Genomic DNA, 22,840 nt, shown 5'->3' with positions numbered 1-22,840 from the left:
CTAATTGTGTATTTTCAATGAAGCCGAGAATGTGTATTTTTAAAGTCATATCACATTTTTTATGCCCCCGTTGAGAGGGCTGAAAAAAATGCAAATGCCAAAATAATGTTAGTGCATTAGTAGTCAATGAGCTGCCTTCTGTCGCTGCCTCGCGAACCTTATCATCTACACTAAATGCGGGCTCTAGGCAGCTTAACGGGTGTTTCGCCTGCTTATTGCCAAAGCAGCAATTCACCTAGATACTGCTGATGATTGTTCTACTGCCAGTAATGGCGGCAAATAGACTCTGCTGTTCGGGCTGCCAAGCCTTGCATGTTAGCGTTATGCTGGCGAAATATTACTTCTTGACGCCGGGCTTAATGTGGTAGCGCGCCAGTTTCTGCTGCCAGAACTCCCACTCCTGGTGCTCCGTTTCCAGGGTAATGGGGTTGGGCAGGTGCTCGGTTGCGGTGCAAGGCTCGCACGCACCCTGGCTGAGGTCGTGGCGGTTAGAGAAGGGCTGGTTATAGCCCAACTTTACAAAGCCGATAGTATTCTTCTCCATGCTGTTGGCAAAGAACACAGTGCTTGGCTTCTTGTACTCGTTCCAAACTCCGGCACCGGCATAGTTAGCGGCCATCTTTTCGCCGTTGGGCAGCAGCCCGCTGGTGACCATGCGGTTGCGGTAATAACGCACATGGTGGCCGGCGGCAATGTTCATGGCCGCGCAGGTAGAAACAAACTGGTTATCGTAGGCTTCCAGGTAAGCCGTGGTGGTAAGGGGGGTAGCGCCGTCGCCGTCGGAAGTGAGGCCGGAACCTGCGTAGCGGGGGGATGTGGCGGGGTAGGGGTAGGCTCCCTGAACATAATTGTCGTGGATGCGCAGGGGGCTGCGGGCCGTGCCCGACGAGTTGTAGATGTTGATGTTGTCTTCTACCAGCGAGTTGTTTGGCTCATTGCGCACCTGGTTCCAGGCCACTTCCATGCCTGCTACCCCTCGCACCCCAATCAAACTCACAAAGCTGACGGTGGTGCCGCCGCCGTTGCGGTGGCGCCCATCCAGATTCTCGACGCGGTTGTAGCGGATGCGCAAAGTCTGGTCGGGCTGGCCGCTGCCCTGCCACAGGTAGGCCACGATGCCGGCTGTCTGCAGCAAATCGTTGTGCTCCACCCACAACCGGCGGGCCTCGTTGGCTTCCAGAAACCGGCCCCGCCGGATATTATCGGCGGTGGGGGGTAGGCCCCGGCCGGTACAGTTACGGATTTGCAAATCGGCATTGCCGCCGCGGGCATCAATCAGGTTGCCCGGACCTTCCAGGTAACAATTCTCCAGAATGACCGGCTCTTCGGTGGCAATGAGCACGCAGGGAACTTCGGAATCGGTGCTGCGGTAGGTGCCGGAGTACGTGCCGCCGTGGCGGATTACGAGCACCCCGTTCTGACCTGCGCACTCGGCCGTGAGTAGTAGAGTAATGGCCGCGCATCCAAGCAAATTCAAAGCGCGAAGAAGAGAGGTGCGGCGCATAGCAATCAGCATAAGCAGGCTCGGAGTATTATGCTGCTGGGATTCAGAAGCTGCTGGTGGTTAAAGGCTTTCGCCAATAGGCAGGGGGGGTAGGGGAAATTAATCGGTATACACCTCGAACTGGCTAAGCTCCACTGCCTGCTGCGCGTGGTGCAGGTGCAGCAGGGGAACCTCGCCGTAAAAGGAAGCCCACATAGAATAGGAACTGGGCGGGCCCAGCACGTAGTCGCAGGCGGCCAGTGCGTACAGGTCTTCGATGAAATGCCCCGTAGGCTGGTGTACCGTCAGGCCAGCATAAGCGGTCAAGTCAACGGGCTCATTGGAGCAGAGCAGGAAAGCCACGCGCTTGTGTGCGGGTAACTGCGCCAGCAGCTCGTGCAGGGTGCGGGCATACGTAGCGTCATCATAATAATACCCACCGTTGTTGAAAACCGCATAGTCGCCGCGCCGGATGTGCACGCCCACCAGAATATCGGTGGTTTGCCGAAGCCGGTTGATGAGGGCGGCCACGGCGGTGCGGTGCTCGGCGATGGGGCGGAACAGGTGGCGCAGCAAGGGCGCGTGCTTGGCGAAGTGGCTTTTGTCGCGGAATTGCCAGCCGTGCACCAGTACTGTGCGCTGCTGGGCGGCTGCCAGATACTCGGGGTTGTTCAGGTCGAAGCTGTCGTCATCGTGCAGGTAAAGCAGCTTGGGGTGGTTAGCCGGCAGGGGCAAGCGGCGGTAGCAGCGCTGCACATAGTCGAACACGGGTGGGCGCTGCACCAGCTCAAACACCGAATCGAAAAAGGGCCGCCGGAACCCGTTCAGCCGAATCGGCAGGCCATCGAAGTCGCCGGTACTGGTGGCCTCAAAGTAGCGCGCGTAGCCGTTGAAGCTAGGGTTAGCCAGCGCGTAGCCGTGCTCCACGGCATTGGCCACAAAGTGGCTGAACAGAAATAAGCGGTTGCCCAGTTGCCCGAAGCGTTTGATCATGATAACCATGCGGAGGTAGCAGGAGCCGGGAAGGGGTAGGAAAACGGTTAGTGCATGAAGTAGCCCACCAGGCGCCGGGCGTAGCCATTGAGCAGGGACAACGGCACGAGTGGGGTAGGACAGTTTTTGAGCGTGAAGTGGGTGAAGTTGCGCAGGTTGCCGCCGCCCCGAATCCCGAACAGGTGCTGGTAATAGCCCTTTAGGCTGCGGTGCCGGCGCGTTTGCTCCTGGCCACTTTCATCGGGGTAGGTGCGCAAGTGGGCATCGTAGTTGATGTATACCGGAAAGCCGCGCCGCCGCACCACGCTGGTATAGTCGTAGTCGGCGAGGTAGTGGGGCAGGCGCTTTTCATCAAACAGCCCTACTGTTTCCAGCACTACGGCCGGAATTAACAGGCCCCGGCCGGGTAGGTAGGTAACAGGGTGCAGGCCGCGCCGGGCAGCCGTGGGTAATTCGTGTAGTAGTTCTTTCCGGGTGTGAGTCAGCCAGTTAAACCGCTCGCCGCCGTACACGGGCTCATTGGTGGCCACGTCCAGCTCCAGGGCACCCAGCACGGCAGTGGGGTACTCATCGGCCCAGTGCAGCATCTGGGCTACAAAATCGGGGGTAGCCAGCACGTCGTTGTTTAGGGTCATGACGCGGGTAGCTCCTTGGGCCAGGGCCCGCCGGATGCCCCGGTTTACCCCGGCCGTCCAGAACAGCATGCCCGTGCCAGCTACTACCTCTACTTCGGGAAACTCGCGGGCCAGGGCTTCAGAAGTGCCATCGGTAGAACCATCATCGACCACAATCACCCGAAAATCGGGGCAGGTTTGGGCGCGCAGGGAAAGCAGGCAGGCCCTGGTAAACACCAGGCGGTTGAATACGGGAATAACAATGTACAGCATACGCAAAGCGCCCCGGCGGGCCATGCAAGGAGAAAACAGCAGATTTCAGGAAGCCAGTAAATCGGGCTCTGGGGCAAACTGCTCAGCCGCCGGAATGCTGGGTACCGGCTTGGCTGCGTGCTGGGGGGGAGGCACTACCCCCAAGGTGTCGAGCAAGGTCAGGAGCTGCTGAATGCGGGCCGGCCAGGTTTGTGCACAGGCAAACTCGTAGCTGGCCCGGCCCATGCGTAGGCGTTCGGCTGGGTGCGAAGCTAGGTGCTCCACGGCGCGGGCCAGAGCCGCCGTAGTAACCGACGGCACTTCCACGGGCACCTTAATGGCGGCTGCGGCTGGCAAGAAGGTGCGGGCGCCCTGGTGGTTCAGGGTGATGATGGGCAGGCCAGTGGCCATGGCTTCCATGAACTGTGAGGCAAACGAATCGCGCAGGCTGGCAAACATGAACACATCGTGGGTTTCCATAAGGCTGCGCACGGTCAGCCAGGGCACCTGCCCTACCCAGGTTACGCGGTCGGTAACCTTGTATTGCTCCAGCCAGCCTGCTACCCGGTCGTGCATGGGACCGTCGCCCACCACAGTCAGGTGCCAGGCCACGCGCTTATCCACCTGCGACAGGGCATCGAGTACCAGCGGCAGGGCCTTATTGGGGTAGAGGCGGCCCACCCACAGCAGGCGCAGCACCGGCCCTGGCTGGCGGTCTGGCATCACAGCGCCCTGAAACTTGTCGGGCAGGCCGGTATCCAGAAACACCTTTACCTGCTGGGCGCCCAGGCGGCGGGCCAGCTCAGCCGACTCATCGTTGGAAGCCAGCACGAGGGTAGCGTGCTGGAGGTTTTGGCGCAGGTTCAGGTCGAAGCGAGTCAGTACCCAGGTGAAAGCCGAGCGCAGGGTTTCTGTCCGAAACCAATCGGGCACGTACTGGCGGAAGGCTATGGGTGCCCGTTGAGCCCCGCCTACCGGCCCATACACCATGGGCTTGCCCAAGCGCCAGAGCCAAGAACCCATTTTCAGGCTGCTGTACGTGGCATGGTGCACCAGGTCGAACTCGACGTGGCTGCTGAGCTCCCGGGCCCGGCGCCAAGCCAGAAACTGCCATACCATATAGTGTAGGTACACGCCAAACTGCCAGCGGTAGAGAAACTGCACCAGCGCTGGCACATGGAGGTAGTAAAAGGACAGGCGGTGGCTGGCCGGATCGTGGGCATGGTCGGTCAGGAAGCGGGTGGTAGCGCCTTCATTCTCGGGGGTAGTGAAACACCACACGCGCTGGCCGCTTTGGGCCAGCTCCCAGGCCCAGTGAAAACCGTTCCCATCTTCCCCTCCGTGCTCAGGGTTGCAGGCGTAAGCTGAAAGAATAATGTTCATGATACATCGGCGTTGGCAGGAGAGACAGACAGATGGGCGGGAACTGAGGCAGACAAAGCAGGAGACGCAGGCGAAGCGGAGGGGGTAGGCAGCCGCGGTACCAAACGGCGCAACCAGCGCCGGCCAATGGCCTGCACCCGCCCCAGCAAAAACCGGCGGAACTGGTACTGGTCGCGGCGGTGGTCGCGCAGCACGCGCAGGGGGTGTTGCAGTGGAAACAGCAGATCTTGGGTAGGCACGGCCGCGAAGTCGTCTTCGGCGTCGTGGGTGTGGGTAGCGGCGGCCCCAAACCCGATGTTACCCACCAGATTAGTGGCCGGCACGATGCACAGACCCGAGTGGGCCGCCACCGCAAAATGCCACTGGTAGTCCCACACATGGGGCGGACTGGAAAGGCGCATCACCCCAGCTATTTTAGCCAAGCGGTAACGGGCCTCCAGGCCCGAGCTGTAGGCCCGGCTCAGGCTGCCACTGCTCCTGATTCGTTCAAAATCCGTCAGGTGGAAGTCGTAGAGTTGCCAGGCCCGGCGCCAGGTAGCCCAGCCCCAGCTATTCACCTGCGACGAGAAGTAGTAGGAGGGCTCCTCGGGCCGGAGGACGTGGTTGGGTGCCCCAAAGTTGTTACCGCCAATGTGCATGATGCGGGTATCGTGGCGGTAGCGGGCCAGCATTTCCTGGCAGAACGGGAAGAAGCTACCGGTGGGCACGCAGTCATCTTCCAGGATAATGCCTTCTGCCTCGTGCCGGAAAAACCAGCTGATGGCCGTGGCCGGCCCTACCCCACAGTTGAGGTTGGTAGGCTGAAAGAGGGTGTGCACTTCGCAGGGCCAGTCGATGCTGTTAAGCACCAGCTGGCGGGTTTCCTGGCAGAGGGCAGCATCGGTGGGTCGATCGGGGCGCGGACCATCGGCGGCCACGTAGAGGCGCGCCGGCTGGGCACGGCGCAGGGCTTCCAGCACCTGCTGGGTGGTAGAAGGGCGGTTAAAAATTAACAGCAGTACCGGCGTAGTCAGGCTGCCGGCCGCCGAGGGCGTAGCGTCAGGGTGCAGCATATGCGGGGGCGGTTAGCACGGAAGGATTGAGGGAGGCAGGAGGGGTAGGGGACGCAGGCGGAGCAGCCGGAGCGGTGGTTGGTACCAGCGCCACCGAGGCCAGGCCCAGGCCCAGCAGCCCGTAGAGGTATAAGGGCCAGTCAAAGGAAAATCCGTACTGCAGACTGCTTCCGCTGAAGGCTACCAAAGCCAGCACCACCGGCGGAATGGGGCCGGGCCGCCGCAGAAAGCGCACTACCAGCAGAAACGGCGCCGCAATAGCCAGCAGCACACCCAGGATGCCGAAGTAAAACAGCCGGTCCATGTAGAAGCTGTGAAAGTGGTGACCCGTCCGATCTTCCCACACCGGCGCATCATCATCGGAGCCGTAGAACTGCACGGGCAGCTCGAAACCCTCGTTGCGCCAGCCGGCCACCGGGCGCTCCAGAATAAAGGGCACGTAGGCCTCAAACTGCTTGAGGCGCCAGCTGCCGGTACCCTGCTTATCCACGTGCTGAATATCATCGAGGCTGCTGCTGAGCTTACGCAGCACTTGCGGATCATCCAGCACCACGGCCAGGCCCCCGGTGAGGCCCAAGAGCATAGGCACCAGCAGCAGAGGCGTGAGCCGACGCAGCAGCAACTGAGGCGGCCCAATTCGGCGCGCCAGAAAAGCCGTGAGCAACAGGGCCAGAATGGTGCTCAGCCACACCGTGCGGTGCTGCAAAAACAGAATCATGGCCAGGCAACCCAGGCACACCAGCATAGACACCACGCCGCCCCCGGCAAAATAGCGGTTGAGGTAGTAGAGGGCAGGCAGAAGAAATAAGTACGCCGAAGTAACCGTGAAGCCCCGCTCATTTTCAAGGAAAGCTCCCAGGCTCAGCGCCTCCGGGTGGTTCAGGAGTAAGCTGCCGAACAAGGCCGTTAGCAGTAGCACCATCAGGGTGCCCATGGGGGGTAAGCCGAAGCGGTAGTAGAAAGCAAAGAAGCCGAGCAGGGTCAACAAATCCGTCAGCTTGCTGAATACGTGCGGGTACGCCATCCAAGCTCCCCATTCGGCGTACGATTCCAGGGCCAGCAGCCCGTGGGCCAGCAACACCACCAGCAGCCAGCGCCACGCCAGCTGTGGCAGGCGCCGGCCGTACAGCACCAGGCTCACCACCCCAAACCCCAGCAGAGCATAGCGCAGCTGTCCGGCCAGAGGGGTTTCTTCATCCGGCGTGATAAACTCCAGAAAGGCCGGGTCCGTGAGCAGGAGCACCAACAGCGGCAGCAGCAGTAAAAACCGGAAGTTGATTTTCATGGCGAAGGGCAGATTAGGCCAGAGACCAGAACGGGCGACGGGCCAGCAGGCGCTGCAGCCGGGGCACACCCGGCAGGGGCAAATGGTGCAGGTGGCTGCTGACCTCGGCTCGGAGGGCAGAGAGGGGTAGCACCAGCACCAGCACGGGCAGGGCCAAGGCCCCGGTCAGTAGCTCGGCCCCCAGCAGCACTAATGCCGGCAAGCTCAGCGGCCGCAGCCCATGGGCCGCCAAGGCAATACTGGCCGCTACCCCCGCGCCCAGCAGCAGGCCCGGGCCGTAGTTGGCCAGCAGCGCACCAAGCGAAAGAGCCAGTACCCGCCGCATCAGCAGCAGATAAAACAAAGTCCGTAGTACTTCTCCGGCCAGCACCGCCCAGGTGATGCCCACCAGCCCTACCTGCCGCAGGGCCGCAAACAGCACCAGTAGCAGGCCGGCATGGCCCAGGGTTAGTAGCAGCTTGCGGGGTAGGGCGGCGGTGGCGTCGCAGATGGAGGCGGCCAGCATGTTCAGGGTGCTCAAGGCAAACACCCCGCACACCACCCGCACCAGGGGCACGGCTGCGGCCCACTGGCTGCCCAGCAGTACCCGAACCAGCTCGGGGGCAGCAACGGCGGCACCGGCGCACACAGGCATCAGGGCGGCACCCGTGAGCAACACCCCCCGGCTGTAAGCCTTGCGCAGGCGCTCCGGCTCGTGCTGTACCTGGCTGAAGGAAGGCAGCGCTACCCGGGTAATGCTGGCTGCCAGCTGGTAGAGGGGTAGGGCAATCAGCATCCAGGCGCGGCCGTAGAGGCCCAGGGCCGCGGCGCCCCATATCCGGCTGACGCTCATCTTGTCCAGCTCGCCGGTCATATACTCGCAAAACCCAATCACCGATGACCAGCCACCGTAGCGGAGCAGGGGTTGGTAGGTGGGCCAGTGGAATAAAGGTCGTACCGAGTGGCGGGTGGTAGCGTAGCTGAACAGGGCCAGCAATAAAGCTTGGCTGAGCTGAGCTCCAACCAAACTCCAGGCACCCCAGCCGGCCCAGGCTAGGGCCACGCCTACTCCCATGTAGCCCAGCGTAAACGAGCTAACCTCGGCCACAGCTAAGGCCCGGAACCGCATGGTTCGGCGCAATAGGCTCACGGGGGTAGCATATAGGCCAGTCAGCACCAACCCCAGGGCCAGAGCCCGCACCACCGGCACCACGTTAGGCTGCCGGAAGGCGGTACCAGCCAGCGGAGCCAGCAGAATCAGGGCCCCGCCAAAAAGCACCGCCAGCAGCACCGCTGAGGTAAAAGCGGCTCGCACGTCGCGGGTGGTTAGCTCGGGCTTCTGAATCAGGGCCTGCTCCATGCCCATGGCCGCGAAGTAGCTCCCGAAACGCAGTACAATACCAGCCAACGTTACCAGCCCGAAATCGGCGGGGGCCAGCAGGCGGGCCATAATGGCGGTGTAGCCCACCTGAATGGCCGCCATGAGCAGGGTGGCTCCCAGCGTCCATTGCACTCCTCGCACGGCACTGGCCATCAGGCTGCGCGGGGCAGTGGAAGCGAGGGGAGGGGCGGCAGCAGTTTGCATAAGGAAGGAGAGGCTTACAGAACGAGGAGGGGGTAGGGACCCGCGAGGCTAGTACCCGTAGGAGTAGGCCTTCTGCTTGTGGCGGTACTCGTAGGTCTTAGTGAAGTGCATATCGTTGATAATGGTGTAGATATGCTTGATCTTCTTCTCCTGGTGCAGCTCGTTGATGTGGCTAATCAGGCTCCGCTCGGTGTAATTCTGGCGCACCACGTAAATGTTGGCCTCCATGTACTGGGTCAGAATGAAGAACTCAGCCACATAGCCTACAGGCGGGGTATCTACAATCACGTAGTCATACTCGGAGCGGATTTGCGCCACCAGTTCCCGCATACGGGCGCTTTCCAGCAGCTCCACCGGATTAGCCGGAATGGGGCCGCAGCACATCACCGTAAGGTTGGGTACCACGCAGGCATGGCGGCTTTCATCCAGGGTGCTCAGGCCCATCAGGTAAGAGCTCAGGCCGTGTTCGGTGCAGGTCGCTTCCAGCCCGAAATACCCGGCTACGGTCGGCCGGCGCAGGTCGCACTCCATGAGTAGCACGCGCCGCCCGCTGTTGGCAATTTCCGCTGCCAGGTTCACGGCGCAGAACGTTTTGCCCTCACCTGGTACCGAGGACGTAACGCCGATAATGCGCTTATCCAGACCTGCCGACAAATACTGCAGATTCACCCGGATGGAGCGGAACGACTCGGCAATGGGGCCTTTGGGCGAAGTCAGCATCTGGAGCTTGTCCTGGCTGGAGCCGTGGGCCACTACCCCCAGCATGGGAATAGTAGTGATGCGCGAAAGATCCTCCTTGCTTTGAATGCGGCGGTTGGCCTTGTCGAGGAGCAGCGTGATGCCCAGCGGAATGCCCAGCCCGGCCAGCAACGCCAGCAACGAAACCAGCGCTGGCTTGGGTGCAATGGCCCCGTTGCCCATCATTGAGGCTTGGTCTACTACCTTTTTATCGGTGGTGTTGGTGGCCAGCAGAATGCCCGCTTCGGCCCGCTTCTCAATCAGGAACTGGTAGTTTTTGTCGTTGAAGTCGGTTTTGCTTTTCAAGGATGCCAGCTGCCGCTCGTTTTCGGGCAGTTGGCTCATGGTGCCGCGCACCCGGCTCAATTGGCTGTCCAAGTCGCGCAGGGTGATATCGGCGGCCCGGTTCATGTTAGCCAAGGTCTGCGTCAACGATTCCTTGGCCGTACGAATGCGTTGGTCCAGAATAGTTACCAGGGGGTTCTCTGCACTGGCATTCACGCCTAGGGCGGCCCGCTGGCTGTTCAGGTCGGCGAGCTGCAGAATCAGGTTGTTTACTACCGGGTCCTCAATGCCCACGCTGCTCGGCGACACAATCTGGCTGGTGCCCTGGTTGGCTTGCAGGTAGTTAAGCATGTTCTGGTAGTACTTGCGGTTGGTTGCCACCTTGGCCCGTAGCATCTCCAGTTCCCCCTGCTTCTGAATGCCCGCCGTCGATTGAGCCCCTACGTCCACCATACCCCTGGCAGCCCGGAACGAGCTAAGGGCCGCTGCCGACTGCCGCAACGAGTCAGAAAGATGTCCGATTTGCTGATCGAGGAACGCCACCGTCTTGTGGCCCGTCAGGTTCTTTTCGCGCAGGTCATCCTCCACGTATACCTGCATCAGTGTATCCAGAAACTGTACCTCGTGCTCCGGCACGTTGCCCTTCACCGTCAGCTCAATAATGCGCGACTCATGATCAATAGGGCGTACCACGAGGCGGCTCTGGTAGGTTTCTGTGAGGCTAGCTTGGTCGTTGAGCTGAATAAAGTAGCGCTCTGAGGCTTGGGTGGGCACGCCGGGCACGGCGTGCAGCACCGCCGTGAACAGGGCACTCCGCAGCGTGTCGCCGGAGCGCACGGTTTCGTTCAGGTGGGGCTGGCGCACCTCGCGTAGCAACTCGCCGCTGCTCAGGTCGCGCAGCTGGCCTACCCCGGCATCGGCGCGCACCGTGAAACGACCATCCGACAGGGGCTCTACGTAGAGGCGCACGCCCGTTAGTTGGGGGGTGTTCGGCACGGGCTCTACCCGGAAGGGCATGGAGGTAGCCGTGCGCTCCTGCACTTCCAAGTCGCGCAGGGAGTTCAGCCACGTATTGGGGGCGGCAAAATAAGAAACCGCGAACGGCAGCCGGCTGATGGCCCGTTGTACCACATCGGCCGAGGTTATCATGCCAATTTCGTCTTCCATCTTAGGCCCCTTATCCTTCATGTCCAGGGCTTGCAGCAGTTCCTGGGCGCGCTTGGAACCCGTGTTCTGGTCGCCGAGCAGCATGGTGGCCCGGAAAGCGTAGGTAGGGGCTTTCACGCGCAGGTACACGAAGGCTGCCGCTACGGCCAGCAGCAAGCCCACTACAAACAAGGGCCAGCGGTGCCGGAGCCGAAAAAGAAGTTCGTGCAGATCTACTTCGGAAGAGGAAGGGGAGACGCGCTGTTCCATAAACAAGGAGGGCAGTTAGAAGGATAGAAGCGAATGCAGGGGTAGGGTGGCCCGCATCAGAGCACTTTCAGGTAATTGAGCACCAGCACTACCGCCGAAATGCCGGCGAACACCAGCGCGAGGTTGTTGGCGTTGCCACGGTCGGTGCGAGCTTTCATCGGCTCCACGTACAGGGCATCATTGGGCAGCAGAAAAAAGTAGGGCGAGCGAAGCAGGTTCGGGTCGGCGAGGTTCAGCAGCACTACTTCCGAGCCCTTGGCCGTCTGGCGGATCAGTTTCACGTTCTGGCGGTTACCAAACTCGGTCAGGTCGCCGGCCAGGCCCAGGCCTTCCAGCACGGTGCACTGGGCGTTGTACACGAAGTAGCGGCCCGGATTGCGGACTTCGCCGAGCACGGTAATCTTGAAGGAAATCAGCTTGACCAGCACGTTGGCGTCGCGCACAAACTTGGTTACCTGCTGCTGGGTCAAGGCCTGGGCTTCGTCTACCGTGAGGCCCTGCATCTTGAGGCGGCCCACGGTGGGTAGGTTGATGTTCCCGAATTCATCCACCGAGTACCCCGTGAGGTACAGGTTGCCAGGGTCGCCGCTGAAAACGGCCTTGCTGTCATACGTGTTGAAAATATCGTTGAGCTGGGGCTGCACGCTCTGCACCCGTATGCTAAGCACGTCGCCCGGCTGAATGCGGTAAGGTTGCCGGTTGTTTTCGGCCAGCACCGGAGTCTTAGTCGAGTAGTTTGTGCCCTGGAGGTAGGGTAAAGTTTTCTGAGATATACAGCCCGACATAACCAACAAAATCCACAGAAACAGGAAGGGGGTGACACGGCCGAAACGGCGGAGCATGGACAACATAGCAGCAGCGGGAGAGAGGTGGAGCGGGAGCAGACGCCTACTATTGAGATTCTGAGAGAGAAGATAAAAGCTGAGTTTTATCCATAGGCGCGGTATTGAATATTTCCATAAACGTATTGGATTGAATTTGTAATGTCAAGATATATTTAAATTATATTAATAAATTTTTGCATTGATAGTGGAGTAATTTTGGTGCGCTTTTAGATGGAAATAAGCGAGGTTGACCTGCGGTAGGGGCAGAGGCGCTACCTTGCTGCCCTGAATCAGCGTATAGCCTGCCCATGAAAATTCTGTTGGTTGAAGACGAACCGAAAGTTGCCTCCTTTCTGCACCAGGGCCTTACCGAGCAACACCACACTGTAGATCTGGCGGCCGATGGTTTGCTGGGTCTGCGTCTGGCCCAGGGTGGCAACTACGACCTGCTCATTCTGGATACTCTGCTGCCGGGTCTGAGCGGGCTGGAGGTATGCCGGCAAGTACGCGCCCAGGACACCAGCGTGCCCATCCTGATGCTCACGGCCCTCGGAGAAACCGATGACAAAATCCGGGGACTTGATGCTGGGGCCGACGACTACCTCGTGAAGCCTTTTGCCTTCCAGGAACTGCTGGCGCGCATCCGGGCTCTGGCTCGCCGCCGCCACGAGTCGCCGGCCGCGGAAGCTGTGCTACGCCTAGCCGACCTGACCCTGGACCCCGTGCGGAAGGTAGTACAGCGGGCCGGACAGGTAATTCAGCTTACCGCCCGTGAGTTTGCTTTATTGGAGTATCTGCTCCGCAACCAGAACCGGGTAGTCTCGCGGGTTGATATTTTGGAGCAGGTTTGGGAAACGTCCTTTGATACCGGCTCTAACGTCATTGACGTGTACATCAACTTCCTGCGCAAAAAGCTGGATAAAGATTTCACTCCCAAGCTTATCCATACCCTGGTGGGCATGGGCTACGTGATGAAAGAAGAATAGGAACAGGGTTCTTAAGAGCTCTTTTCTGCTTCGCGCGCCTACCCCCATTGAACCCCGCAACCCTGCTTCCTGCCTGCTATATCCCTGTTTCGGTAGCTCCCACTCATAACTCCTCGAAATGACCATCCGTACCCGCCTGACGCTGCAGTTTGCCCTTATTCTGGCGGTTACCTTGCTGATGTTCTCGCTGGCGATTTACTACTTTACGTATTTCTCGCGGCGCGACTTCTTCAGCGAAAGTCTGTTTGACCGGGCGCGCATCGTGGCTCACGTTTACCTCGATGGTACCAACCGGGCGGATGAAGTCAGCCGGGCGTCGTATCGGCGCTACCTGCGGCAGTTCTACCGCACCCTACCCGAAGAAGAGGTGCGCGTATTCGACGCCCAGAACCATGTTGTGTTCAAGGAAGGCCGCAACGGGCCCGGCCCCATTCCGCAGGAGCTGTTGGCTACTGTGCGCCGGGAGGGGCAGGAGGTGGAGCTAGAAAGTGACTACCGCCAGACCGTGGGCCTGCTCTACCGCGACGCTCAGCGTGGCGACTTTGTGGTAATTGCGTCCTCCGTAGATGCGGACAGCCGGCAGAAAATGAACGACTTGCTGACGGTGCTGGTCACTGGGCTAATGTCATCCTTTGTGATAGTGGGCATTGGGGGGTTCTTCTTCGCGGGTCAGGCCCTCAAGCCTATGCAGCGCATTATTCAGGAAGTAGACAGCATCACGGCCTCCGATTTGCACCGTCGCCTCTCCCAGGCCGATGGACAGGATGAAGTATCGTTGCTGGCCCAACGCTTCAACAGCCTGCTCAACCGCCTCGAAACGGCCTTTGCCGGTCAGCGCACCTTCGTCCGCGACGCCTCCCACGAGCTCCGGACACCTTTGGCAGCCATCATCGGGCAACTGGAGGTGGCCTTGCTACAGCAGGAGCGTACTACCCAGGAATACCGCCGCGTACTGCAAGGCACCCTCGATGCGGCCCGTCTGCTGAAAGACCTCACCAACGGCCTGCTCCAGATTGCCCGCGCCTCCGACGACCCCTCCCAAGTACCCCTATCCTTGGTGCGGGTGGATGAGCTGCTGCTGCAGGCCCACGAGGAAGTGCACCGCCGCCACCCTACCTGCCGCATCGACCTGGATTTCAGCGAAGCGGCCGATAACCGCCGCCAAGTGCCCTACGTGGTGCGGGGCAACGAAGCCCTACTGCTGTCTGCATTTCTAAATATTATGGAAAACGCCTGCAAGTTTTCGGCAGGGCGCCCCGAGCCGGTGGTGGCTACCCTTACAGCCTCGCGCAACCGTGTAATACTCGTTGTGCACGACCAGGGGGTAGGCATGACGGAAGCTGACCGCCAGCAGGTGTTTGTTCCCTTCTTCCGGGCCGAGGCCGTGCGCAATGTTCCCGGCCATGGCATTGGCCTGCCTCTTACTGCCAAGATCATGGAGCTGCACGGCGGCGAAGTGCGGGTAGAAAGTCAGTTGGGCCAAGGCACCTCGGTTACGCTGGATATGCCGGCGGCTGCAGCATAAAATTGCCGCGTGCAAATAAGCTTAAGCATCTTACCGAAAGGTGGTTAAAGAAAGTAAATCTGTTTTAATCTGCTTTTAACTTGCTTTTAATTAGGTCTTAACGAGTGGGATGTAGACTTGCAGATGTTCTAGGGAAACCTATTTCCCGGATGTGTTCCGTCTACTCAACTCCCCTCCCGTATGATAAAGACCACTCCGGCACCCAAAGGGCCTGTGATTAAGCGCGCAAGCAGTGCGCCTTCCTCGCCCTTTCAGTCCCTCGGCAAAGACCTGCCCTCTGGCCTAGTAGTATTTCTGGTGGCCCTACCTCTGTGCCTGGGCATTTCCTTGGCCTCTGGTGCGCCACTACTCGCCGGTATCATTGCTGGTATCGTAGGTGGTGTAGTGGTATCATGGCTAAGCGGCTCCCAGCTTAGCGTAAGTGGCCCGGCAGCAGGCCTGACGGCCATTATCATTTCGGCCATCAGCACATTGGGCACCTTCGAGGCTGTGTTGGCGGCTACTGTTATTGCCGGCGCCATTCAGTTGGGGCTAGGCTTAGCCAAGGCAGGTATTATTGGGCTCTACTTTCCTACCTCCGTTATTCGGGGAATGCTGGCCGCCATTGGTTTGATCCTGATTCTGAAGCAAATTCCTCACTTCCTGGGGGCCGATGCCGACTACTTCGAGGATACCAACTTCCTGCAGATAGACGGTCAGAATACGTTTTCGGCAATTGGCTTGGCTATTAAAGGCCTGAGCCTAGGTTCGTCCTTGGTAGGCTTTCTCTCATTAGGGATATTGTTGCTCTGGGACAATGTGCTGAGCAAGCGCCTTGGAGGGCTGCGCCTAGTGCCAGGAGCACTTATTGTGGTGGTGCTGTCAATTGTGCTCAACAATCTATTCAACATTGGGGCACCGGTTCTGCAGATCCGGCAGGAACACTTGGTAAATCTGCCTTCTATCAACAGCTGGCAGGATTTTACCAATGTATTCACCGCGCCCGACTGGTCGGCCTTCAGCCGCCCCGCTACCTATACTGTGGCGTTTACCATTGCTATTGTGGCTTCTTTGGAAACGCTGCTGAGCGTGGAAGCTGTTGACAAGCTCGACCCCCATAAGCGCGTAACCCCTACCAACCGCGAGCTGCTAGCCCAGGGCGCGGGCAACATGCTGAGTGGCCTGCTTGGTGGCCTGCCCATGACGGCAGTAATCGTGCGTAGCTCGGCCAACATCAATGCCGGCGGCCAAACCCGGATGTCAGCGTTTTTCCATGGGCTGTTGCTGTTGGTTAGCCTGCTGTTTCTGGGCCCTATTCTCAACCAGATTCCGCTTTCGGCCTTGGCGGCTGTGCTGCTGGTAGTAGGCTACAAGCTTACCAAGCCGGCCCTGTACCGTACCCAGTGGAACCTGGGGTGGCAGCAGTTTCTGCCCTTCATTATCACCATCATTGCCATCCTGTTTACTGATTTGCTGAAGGGGGTAACCGTTGGTTTGGTTGTGGGCGTGTTCTACATCCTGAAGGCTAACTACGAATCGGCATACTTTATCACGCGTCCTACAGCCAAGCCTGAAGGTCCTATTCACCTCAAGCTTTCCGAACAGGTATCATTCCTGAATAAGGCCAGCATTGTAAAGGTGCTCGATGAGCTTCCGCACGGTAGCCATGTACTGGTTGATGGTTCTGAGTCTTCCTACATCGATTACGATGTGCTGGAGGCCATTGAGAACTTCCGTCTTTCAGCTCCGGAGCGCAATATTACCCTGGAGCTGCACGGTATTCAGCAAGTGCACGTATTAGGCCATTAAATGGCCGGTAGTTACGTAAGTCATCGTTCGGACCTGTTTGGTCCGGCAGTGAACGTCATCTACCTATCTTCATCCCTCCCAAAAACACCCTAGTATATGAAAGGCATCGAGCCAATCCTGGAAAATAACCGCAAGTGGGTCGACGAAAAGCGAGCCAAGGATCCAGACTTCTTTAACCGCCTGGCCAACGGCCAGCAGCCCAAGTACCTGTTCATCGGCTGCTCCGATTCGCGCGTACCAGCTTCGGCTATTACTGGCACCGGCCCCGGCGAAATGTTTGTGCACCGCAATATTGCCAACCTGGTAATTCACACTGACTATAACCTGCTGTCGGTGCTGCAGTACGCCGTGGAAGTGTTGGGTGTTGAAGATATCATGGTCGTTGGCCACTACGGTTGTGGCGGGGTAGCTGCCGCAGCAAGCAACAAACAGTACGGGCTGATTGACGGCTGGCTGACCAACATCCGCGACGTAATTCGGGTGCACGAAACGGAGTTTCTGCGAATTGCTGATGAAGAAGCGCGCCTGCGTCGCCTCGTGGAGTTAAACGTCATTGAGCAGGTGCGCAACCTAGCCAAAACCAATATCATTCAGAACGCTCGTAAGGGCTCCAAGCCACCGCGCCTGCACGGACTGGTATATGATATTAAAGAAGGCTTGCTCAAAGATTTGAAGGTAGAGGAAGACCTGATTGTGGAGTTGGAGCACATCTATGGCCGGGAGGCAATTAACCACGCTGCCGAGGTGCTGGAGAAAGAAACCGACCAGCCCACCCTCACCGACGACAAGCCAAACCGCACGGATGCCCCAAACTCGAATGGCAAGGGTAATAAGAAAGAAGGGCAGGAGCTACAAAACCAGCCCAGCTAAGTCATACAAACATCAACTGAATCATCGGGCGTAGTCTGAGGGGAGTGCGCTTTCGATGTGTAGAACCACCGCAACCTTTGGATGCGGTGGTTTTTGCGTATCTGTATTAGTGCTGAAACCAGGAGGCCAGAAAGCAAGCAGGCAAAAGCCACCTAGCCTGAGCGGGCTTTTCAAGACTCATCGTGCAAGCTCATGACTAGTGCTAACTACAGCGCGTCGGCAGGAAATCTTAATCGCCGCCACACCCTCCGCAGCCCGAGCAGCCTGAGTCGCCTCCGCAGCCGCTGTCGCCGCCACAGCCCGAGTCCCCGTGGTGGCCCCCGCAGCCGTAGCCGGCCGCGTCGGCATGGCTATCGAAGTGGTGGCCGCAGGTGTCCCAGGAATCAATGCTACCTCCCTCGCCACCAGTAAAGGTGCCGGAGCCGTCTTGTTCCCGCTGGGCCCGGTATAATTCCTGATCCAGCTGGTGGCCTAGCGGTGAGCGGAACGTGGGCAGCAGAAACAGTAATCCGCCTAATTCGGCCGCTAAGGCAGTTGCGGCCCTGCTGTCTCGTTGGGCAAGGCGGTTTAGGTGAATATCATGGTTATCTAAGACCTTATACACCAATTCTCTTATGTGTTCGCCGGCGGGTGTGAGTCGACGCATCTTAAGAAGTTGCCTCCACCAAGAGCGGTAGTACAGGGAAGACAGGGGACCATCTGAGCAGACTACGGTAAGTACTCGTTCTGCATATTGAGCCCGCTGGTAGGCAAACTTTACAAAATGGCGTAGTTGGAGCTGGCTGAATTCCTGGTTGTGGAAGGGCTGGAGCAACAGCATTTCGTAGGCGCGGGGCTGGTAGTGGCGCCACGCCGGACCAGGTAGCACGTAGCTGACCAGCCGTTGCGGGTTCCGGGGGTGTGGCTGAATAGGACGGTTTTCCAGCACGAGCACCTGCTGGCGCAGTAGATCCAAGAAAGTGATGCGTAAGAGCTGGCGCAGCGGTGGGGGAGCGGTAGCCAGGAGCACCAGTAGTTCAGTGGGCCGCGCTTCGGTGAGAAAGGCGTTCAACGAGTGCGCCATAACGACGACAGTTTAGGAAATAGCCAATGGGTAGCGAGGTTAACACGGCGGAAAAGCGCTGGTCCGAACCGAATAGCAGGCGGGGGCCATATGTCCGCGGGTGGAGGCATGCTGAACACCTCAGTGTAGCGGCGCAAGGTGTGGGAGTACCAGTCGTCAAACTTACTTTGCTCCTGAGCGCCGCCCTGGGTAGGCCCATGATGCATGGGCTTACCCAGCGTATGCTGGCAGAAATCAATCCAGTAGGAGCGGGTATAGAGCAAGTGCAGGTGCCACACCTGATCTACCTCATCGGAGGGCGTGAGCGGCTGTTCGGTGACGCACAGCAGGAACATGAAGCGCTTGTACTCTTCCACGGCCCGAAGCGCGAAGGCCAGCGACCAGCCGTTTTCACGGGCCAGCCGATCAGTAAAGGAGAAGGCCGCAGCCGGATCATCCAGCTCGAAGCGGCGGATTTTCTCCCACAAAACAGAGGATAGCGTAGGCGTCACGAAGGGCGCGGCTAAGAGTAGGTGAAATTCCGTTGCCAACATACTCAGAAGCCCGCACACTACCTACCAATCGAACCTTGGCTCCGGCTTTGCCCGTAGGCAGGCAATAACTCACGTTAGTTTTTTGCTGATGAACGCCATTTATTTTGAAGAATACGGCCCCGCCGATGTGCTCCGCTACGGTCCGCAGCCTACCCCTGTACCCAAGCCCAACCAGATATTGGTGCGCGTGCGGGCCAGCAGCGTAAACCCGGTGGACTGGAAAATCCGGCGCGGCGACCTGAAGCTGATTACGGGCCAGAAGTTTCCCAAAATTCCGGGGCGCGACGTGGCTGGTGAGGTAGCTGCCGTCGGGGCCAATATCACCCGCTTTAAGGTAGGCGACCGGGTGTACGGCATGCCCAATGACGGTACCGGAAACGCCAATGCCGAGTATGCCCTGCTGGCTGAATCGGTGGCTGCTTTCATCCCCGAAAAGCTGAGTTTTGAAGAAGCTGGCGCCGTGCCTCTAGGAGCCCTCACAGCGCTACAAGGCCTACACGACTATGGTCAGCTGCTTTCCGGCGACCGGGTGCTGGTTAATGGTGCGGCCGGTGGGGTAGGGGTATTTGCTGTGCAGATTGCTCGGGCCCTGGGAGCCGGCGAAATAACCGGCGTCTGCGGGCCCGACAACGCCGACCTGGTACGCAGCCTTAGCGCCGACCGGGTGCTCAACCACCGGGAACACGACTTCACGAAAGACCAAAGCCGCTACGACCTTATCTTCGATGCAGTAGGAAAAAGCAGCTTTACGGCCAGCCAGGGCGCTTTGCGCCGCAACGGCCGCTACGTTACTACTACCCCCGACCCAGCTGCCGTGGTGGCCGACAAGCTGGCTTCGGCCTTTTCCACCAAATCGGCGCATGTGTTCATGGCTAAGGAGCGCGGCACCGATCTGGCCCTGATTTCGGCCTGGCTGCAGGCGGGAGCCGTCCGCGTCGTCATCGACAAAACCTTTCCGCTTCGGGAAACAGCCGAAGCGCACCGTTACAGCGAAACCGGCCGCGCTGCCGGAAAAATTGTGCTGACGGTAGAGTAACATCTGCCAAAAGCCTTGCCCTCTCTTTCTGCTAAATATGTCAGCAGGAGGAGAGGGCAACGAGCCTAAAAGCAGGTCATGCGGAGCCAAAGCATGACCGGCTTGTGTTCGGTTTTAGCTTTCATAGGGGCGTCCGCTCCGGGAAATGCAGGGCAGAAGTCAGGGCCAATGGCCGGAGGTTTCGGACAGGAGAGGGGGGTAGGCGGCTTAGTTACTCTCGCGGGTAAAGGCAATCAGTACGGCTCCGCTGGCCATAAGCACAGCGCCCAGAATAACCTGCCAGGTCACTTTCTCTTTCAGGAAGAATACGGCCAGCAGAATAGAAAACACCAGGGAAATTTTGTCGAAGGACGACGTGCGCGAGGCTTGTCCCATTTTCAGGGCCTGAAAAGAGAACAAGGAGGAAAGACAGGTGATAATGCCGGCCGCAATGAGAAACAGCCAAGTGCGCCGGTCAATTTCGGCTACTTGCCCCAGGTGGCCCTGCCAAGCCACTACCCCCCAGGCTACCCCCACAATCAGCACCGACTGAATAGCAAAAGCTACGCTCGACTCAATATTCTTTACGCCTACCTTCGACAGGGTAACAACTACAGCCGCCGACAGAGCGGCCAGCAAGGAAAACATCCACCACATATTTTACCTACAGGATAAGTTGAACAGCAATACGCAGTTCGCCCGCATTTAGCCGAAAAGCAGACCCGTTACCACCGCCCGCGAGGGTAGGCGCTTTATATTTGATACTACCCGGACTGCCGCTGGTTAACGCAGCCGGACTGCATTTCTGTCAATTGAGATTATGATAAATCGGAACGTGTTGCGCTTGATGCTAGGAATATGGCTGCTCCCCCTTGCTGGTTGGGCCCAGCGTGGCCGCGCGGTGGCTGGTACGCCCGCGCTGCCAGAGCCTCCGGGCACGGTGCGCGTGGCCGATAATCTATTCATGGATGAAACGGAGGTAGCCAACATCCACTGGCTAGAGTACCTGCGTTTCCTCCAGCGCGACTCCACGCTGGCGCACTACCGCACCCAGTTGCCTGACTCCACCGGCTGGAAACCGCTGGTAGCCCCGGGGCAGACATCCCAGTCCTACTTTCGAGCGCCGGGTTACTACTTCTATCCGGCCACCAACATTAGCTACGAGCAAGCCCAGGCGTACTGCCGCTGGCGTAGTGCCGTAGTCAATAGCGTGTACTTTCAGGAGGCTGCCTTTCGGAAGCAACATCCTGAGCTGCGCGACTATACGGTGACGGTTGAATACCACTTACCCACGGAAGAAGAGTGGCAGTTGGGAGCGGCCGGAGGGGTAGGGCCCGGAGCACGGCCGTTTGAAGTGGTGCAAACTCAGCCTATCCGCAAGCCTAAAGGCCAGAAGCTGGCCGGGGCCGAGGACCTCACGGCTTGCCTGGAGGCACTGCAGTTGCCGCACCCGGCCACCGAAATAGCCTATGAGCTACCCTTCAATCTGCAGGAAAACTACTATCTGGCTGCCAGCAACCACGTATTCTACTGCGCACCAGCCAAGGAAAAATTTCCCCTGCAATCTATCACTGCTGGGCCCGCCAATACCTTCGGATTGCAGAACGTCATCGGCAACGTGGCTGAAATGACGGCTACTCGCGGCGTGGCGAAAGGCGGCTCGTTTAAGACATCGGTACAAGGCCTGACGCTGGCTACGCGCCAGGCCTACCAAGAGCCACAGACCTGGCTAGGATTCCGGTGCGTGGCTAGCGTGCGTATGCAGAAAAAAGCGGTTAATGCAGAGTGACTACCCCCGTTGGAAAATCGGATTTACGGTAGAACAGCATCCGTATCGGTAGCAGTAAACGGGAATGAATTCGAAGGAAAAATCAGTAATCATCTTTTCTAACTGCGGTTTGAGAGGCTCGTAAAGACAACGGATCAGCCAGACCACAGCTGGAGGTGAACTTGACCTCCGAACACGACCACTATTCACAGCACGAGTGACAAGAAGGGTTGCCAACAGTACTTCAAGCGCATAAGGCCGGGCATACAGCCCGGCCTTATTTTATTATATGAGTGAGGATATGCAGCTCAGATACCGCGCAGAACGGGGAACCGGGCTTGTACCAGCAGATACGCGCCATAGATAACGAGTCCAACGGCTACCGCTGCCAGCGCCGCCGAACCAAGGGCTTGCAGCGCATTGAAGCAGCCCTGCGTGTCACGTATTTCGTTGACGTTGGCGTGGTGAGCGGCCAGAAAGCAGAAGTACCCCATAATGCCCAGCACCACGGCGCGGGCACTGTAACCGATTTGCCCCATCCGGTACACTAGTCGGCACTGAGCCGCGCTGAAAGGTGTGCCATTTACATCAGTGTCGAACCGGCCAGACCACGCCCGGTACAACTGAACCAGGCCGGCGCTAAGCACTACCAGGCCAATCAGGGCTAGCACACCTTGTCCGTGCGGGTGGTGCAGCAGCTTTTGCAGCACCGATCTGCTGGTGTCTTCTTCTCGTGGAAGGCGACCGTACCAGGCCATTTTGCCGGCATAATAAGCCAGAAAACCGTACAGCAGCCCGCTAAAGAAATAAAACCCCCGAACCGCCAGTCCCGAAAGAGCAGCTCCCCGACTCTCCGTGTCGAGCAGGGCCTGCGCAAACCGCCAAGCCACGTAGCCCAGCAAGCCGGCTGCTACCAGCCATAGCAATAGTTGCCCCAGGGGCAGGTGCTGAATGGTCTCAAACACCTCCTGCTGATTAGGCGTCGAACTGCCTCTTACCCCCAGCGCCGCCATAGTAGCCAGTACGCCCAGCACCAGATACACAAAGCCCAGCGAGGCAAAGCCCAGCCGCGCCCAGGCCCGCAAGCCAGCCGCCGGAGAAGGAAGGGAAGCCGGAATATATGATGCGGAGGAGCTCATGAACGCACAGGAAAAGGCTTTTCTACGCAGCAGGCACGCCCCGAGGTTGCCGGGCCAAAAGGGGGTAGGGAACCAGCGTGTAAAGGAAGCATTTCAAGCACAACCAGAAAGCCTAGCGTGCTGACTATCGTAGCTAAGCAACTTGATTCCAAGGTTCTTAACTGCATCCAGCAGCCAATGCTCTGTCACTTTTCACCCGTTCTAGCAAATACATAACGGCCCTGTGGTTTGCAATGAGGCAAACGGCTTGCGGCTAATGAGCCA

General features: G+C 58.9%; 19 protein-coding genes. 6 read left to right on the top strand and 13 right to left on the bottom strand.

All coding sequences use genetic code 11. From position 1 onward, the window contains the following. Positions 1–337: 337 nt before the first annotated feature. From DNI29_RS20030 to DNI29_RS19990, 9 genes are all read right to left on the bottom strand, one after another. Positions 338–1,477, bottom strand: a complete 1,140-nt coding sequence (locus tag DNI29_RS20030; RefSeq protein ID WP_123823341.1) for a hypothetical protein — start codon at positions 1,475–1,477, stop codon at positions 338–340. Positions 1,478–1,603: 126 nt separating this feature from the next. Beyond that, positions 1,604–2,476 (bottom strand): O-fucosyltransferase family protein, encoded by an 873-nt coding sequence (locus DNI29_RS20025; RefSeq protein WP_162303679.1) that lies wholly within the window; start codon positions 2,474–2,476, stop codon positions 1,604–1,606. Positions 2,477–2,523: 47 nt separating this feature from the next. Continuing rightward, the gene (locus tag DNI29_RS20020) at positions 2,524–3,363 is read right to left on the bottom strand and encodes a glycosyltransferase family 2 protein (protein WP_110980006.1); all 840 of its coding nucleotides are present in this window, start codon (positions 3,361–3,363) and stop codon (positions 2,524–2,526) included. A gap of 45 nt (positions 3,364–3,408) precedes the next feature. After that, on the bottom strand, positions 3,409–4,725 hold the full coding sequence (locus DNI29_RS20015; RefSeq protein ID WP_110979912.1) for a glycosyltransferase family 4 protein: 1,317 nt from the start codon (positions 4,723–4,725) through the stop codon (positions 3,409–3,411). Then, entirely contained in the window at positions 4,722–5,777 is a 1,056-nt protein-coding gene (locus tag DNI29_RS20010) for a nucleotide-diphospho-sugar transferase (protein WP_110979911.1), read from the bottom strand. Before DNI29_RS20010 ends, DNI29_RS20015 begins: the two co-directional genes overlap by 4 nt. After that, complete coding sequence (locus DNI29_RS20005; RefSeq protein WP_110979910.1) at positions 5,764–7,062, bottom strand: O-antigen ligase family protein; 1,299 nt, start codon at positions 7,060–7,062, stop codon at positions 5,764–5,766. The genes DNI29_RS20010 and DNI29_RS20005 overlap by 14 nt, the downstream gene beginning before the upstream one ends. A 13-nt stretch (positions 7,063–7,075) precedes the next feature. Then, a complete protein-coding gene (locus DNI29_RS20000) occupies positions 7,076–8,626 on the bottom strand; it encodes a lipopolysaccharide biosynthesis protein (RefSeq protein ID WP_110979909.1) in 1,551 nt (516 codons plus the stop codon). Positions 8,627–8,674: 48 nt separating this feature from the next. After that, a complete protein-coding gene (locus DNI29_RS19995; protein ID WP_110979908.1) occupies positions 8,675–11,065 on the bottom strand; it encodes a polysaccharide biosynthesis tyrosine autokinase in 2,391 nt (796 codons plus the stop codon). A 56-nt stretch (positions 11,066–11,121) separates the two neighbouring features. Next, a complete protein-coding gene (locus DNI29_RS19990) occupies positions 11,122–11,916 on the bottom strand; it encodes a polysaccharide biosynthesis/export family protein (RefSeq protein ID WP_110979907.1) in 795 nt (264 codons plus the stop codon). Positions 11,917–12,197: 281 nt separating this feature from the next. Here DNI29_RS19990 and DNI29_RS19985 point away from each other — a divergent pair, with 281 nt between their 5' ends. The 4 genes from DNI29_RS19985 (at position 12,198) to DNI29_RS19970 (ending at position 17,058) form a co-directional block, all read left to right on the top strand. Then, entirely contained in the window at positions 12,198–12,875 is a 678-nt protein-coding gene (locus DNI29_RS19985; protein WP_110979906.1) for a response regulator, read from the top strand. A 118-nt stretch (positions 12,876–12,993) separates the two neighbouring features. Next, entirely contained in the window at positions 12,994–14,400 is a 1,407-nt protein-coding gene (locus DNI29_RS19980) for a sensor histidine kinase (RefSeq protein WP_110979905.1), read from the top strand. A 180-nt stretch (positions 14,401–14,580) separates the two neighbouring features. After that, on the top strand, positions 14,581–16,188 hold the full coding sequence (locus tag DNI29_RS19975; RefSeq protein WP_110979904.1) for a SulP family inorganic anion transporter: 1,608 nt from the start codon (positions 14,581–14,583) through the stop codon (positions 16,186–16,188). A 96-nt stretch (positions 16,189–16,284) separates the two neighbouring features. Beyond that, a complete protein-coding gene (locus tag DNI29_RS19970) occupies positions 16,285–17,058 on the top strand; it encodes a carbonic anhydrase (RefSeq protein ID WP_202910543.1) in 774 nt (257 codons plus the stop codon). Positions 17,059–17,287: 229 nt separating this feature from the next. Here the strand turns inward: DNI29_RS19970 and DNI29_RS19965 are convergent, their stop codons facing one another. Continuing rightward, entirely contained in the window at positions 17,288–18,121 is an 834-nt protein-coding gene (locus tag DNI29_RS19965; protein ID WP_110979903.1) for a hypothetical protein, read from the bottom strand. Next, the gene (locus tag DNI29_RS19960) at positions 18,106–18,612 is read right to left on the bottom strand and encodes a glycine-rich domain-containing protein (RefSeq protein WP_202910541.1); all 507 of its coding nucleotides are present in this window, start codon (positions 18,610–18,612) and stop codon (positions 18,106–18,108) included. The genes DNI29_RS19965 and DNI29_RS19960 overlap by 16 nt, the downstream gene beginning before the upstream one ends. 130 nt (positions 18,613–18,742) lie before the next feature. On the opposite strand from DNI29_RS19960, the gene DNI29_RS19955 reads away from it, so the two are divergent. Then, positions 18,743–19,690 carry an NAD(P)-dependent alcohol dehydrogenase gene (locus DNI29_RS19955; RefSeq protein WP_110979902.1) on the top strand — a complete coding sequence of 316 codons (948 nt, stop codon included), beginning with the start codon at positions 18,743–18,745 and terminating at the stop codon, positions 19,688–19,690. 207 nt (positions 19,691–19,897) lie between these two features. Here DNI29_RS19955 and DNI29_RS19950 read toward each other — a convergent pair whose 3' ends face one another. Next, positions 19,898–20,326, bottom strand: a complete 429-nt coding sequence (locus DNI29_RS19950) for an EamA family transporter (protein ID WP_110979901.1) — start codon at positions 20,324–20,326, stop codon at positions 19,898–19,900. 163 nt (positions 20,327–20,489) lie between these two features. Here DNI29_RS19950 and DNI29_RS19945 point away from each other — a divergent pair, with 163 nt between their 5' ends. Continuing rightward, positions 20,490–21,458, top strand: a complete 969-nt coding sequence (locus DNI29_RS19945; RefSeq protein WP_110979900.1) for a formylglycine-generating enzyme family protein — start codon at positions 20,490–20,492, stop codon at positions 21,456–21,458. Between the two features lie 287 nt (positions 21,459–21,745). On the opposite strand, the gene DNI29_RS19940 is transcribed toward DNI29_RS19945, so the two are convergent. Then, positions 21,746–22,576: a DUF1206 domain-containing protein gene (locus DNI29_RS19940; protein WP_110979899.1), complete on the bottom strand. Its 831-nt coding sequence runs from the start codon at positions 22,574–22,576 to the stop codon at positions 21,746–21,748. Positions 22,577–22,840: the final 264 nt, after the last annotated feature.

This window comes from Hymenobacter sediminis (genome assembly GCF_003231285.1).
Lineage (GTDB): Bacteria > Bacteroidota > Bacteroidia > Cytophagales > Hymenobacteraceae > Hymenobacter > Hymenobacter sediminis.
Note: the sequence above shows the minus strand (reverse complement) of the source record. Positions and strands in the feature narration are given on the sequence as shown.

Excerpts from the sequence above, each read along its gene's own strand:
- DNI29_RS19970 (WP_202910543.1), top strand. The coding sequence starts at position 16,285 with ATGAAAGGCATCGAGCCAATCCTGGAAAATAACCGCAAGTGGGTCGAC.
- DNI29_RS20000 (WP_110979909.1), bottom strand. The coding sequence starts at position 8,626 with ATGCAAACTGCTGCCGCCCCTCCCCTCGCTTCCACTGCCCCGCGCAGC.
- DNI29_RS20010 (WP_110979911.1), bottom strand. The coding sequence starts at position 5,777 with ATGCTGCACCCTGACGCTACGCCCTCGGCGGCCGGCAGCCTGACTACG.
- DNI29_RS20015 (WP_110979912.1), bottom strand. The coding sequence starts at position 4,725 with ATGAACATTATTCTTTCAGCTTACGCCTGCAACCCTGAGCACGGAGGG.
- DNI29_RS20020 (WP_110980006.1), bottom strand. The coding sequence starts at position 3,363 with ATGCTGTACATTGTTATTCCCGTATTCAACCGCCTGGTGTTTACCAGG.
- DNI29_RS19975 (WP_110979904.1), top strand. The coding sequence starts at position 14,581 with ATGATAAAGACCACTCCGGCACCCAAAGGGCCTGTGATTAAGCGCGCA.
- DNI29_RS19950 (WP_110979901.1), bottom strand. The coding sequence starts at position 20,326 with ATGTGGTGGATGTTTTCCTTGCTGGCCGCTCTGTCGGCGGCTGTAGTT.
- DNI29_RS19980 (WP_110979905.1), top strand. The coding sequence starts at position 12,994 with ATGACCATCCGTACCCGCCTGACGCTGCAGTTTGCCCTTATTCTGGCG.
- DNI29_RS19990 (WP_110979907.1), bottom strand. The coding sequence starts at position 11,916 with ATGTTGTCCATGCTCCGCCGTTTCGGCCGTGTCACCCCCTTCCTGTTT.
- DNI29_RS19965 (WP_110979903.1), bottom strand. The coding sequence starts at position 18,121 with ATGGCGCACTCGTTGAACGCCTTTCTCACCGAAGCGCGGCCCACTGAA.
- DNI29_RS19985 (WP_110979906.1), top strand. The coding sequence starts at position 12,198 with ATGAAAATTCTGTTGGTTGAAGACGAACCGAAAGTTGCCTCCTTTCTG.
- DNI29_RS19945 (WP_110979900.1), top strand. The coding sequence starts at position 20,490 with ATGATAAATCGGAACGTGTTGCGCTTGATGCTAGGAATATGGCTGCTC.
- DNI29_RS19955 (WP_110979902.1), top strand. The coding sequence starts at position 18,743 with ATGAACGCCATTTATTTTGAAGAATACGGCCCCGCCGATGTGCTCCGC.
- DNI29_RS19940 (WP_110979899.1), bottom strand. The coding sequence starts at position 22,576 with ATGAGCTCCTCCGCATCATATATTCCGGCTTCCCTTCCTTCTCCGGCG.
- DNI29_RS20005 (WP_110979910.1), bottom strand. The coding sequence starts at position 7,062 with ATGAAAATCAACTTCCGGTTTTTACTGCTGCTGCCGCTGTTGGTGCTC.
- DNI29_RS20025 (WP_162303679.1), bottom strand. The coding sequence starts at position 2,476 with ATGATCAAACGCTTCGGGCAACTGGGCAACCGCTTATTTCTGTTCAGC.
- DNI29_RS19995 (WP_110979908.1), bottom strand. The coding sequence starts at position 11,065 with ATGGAACAGCGCGTCTCCCCTTCCTCTTCCGAAGTAGATCTGCACGAA.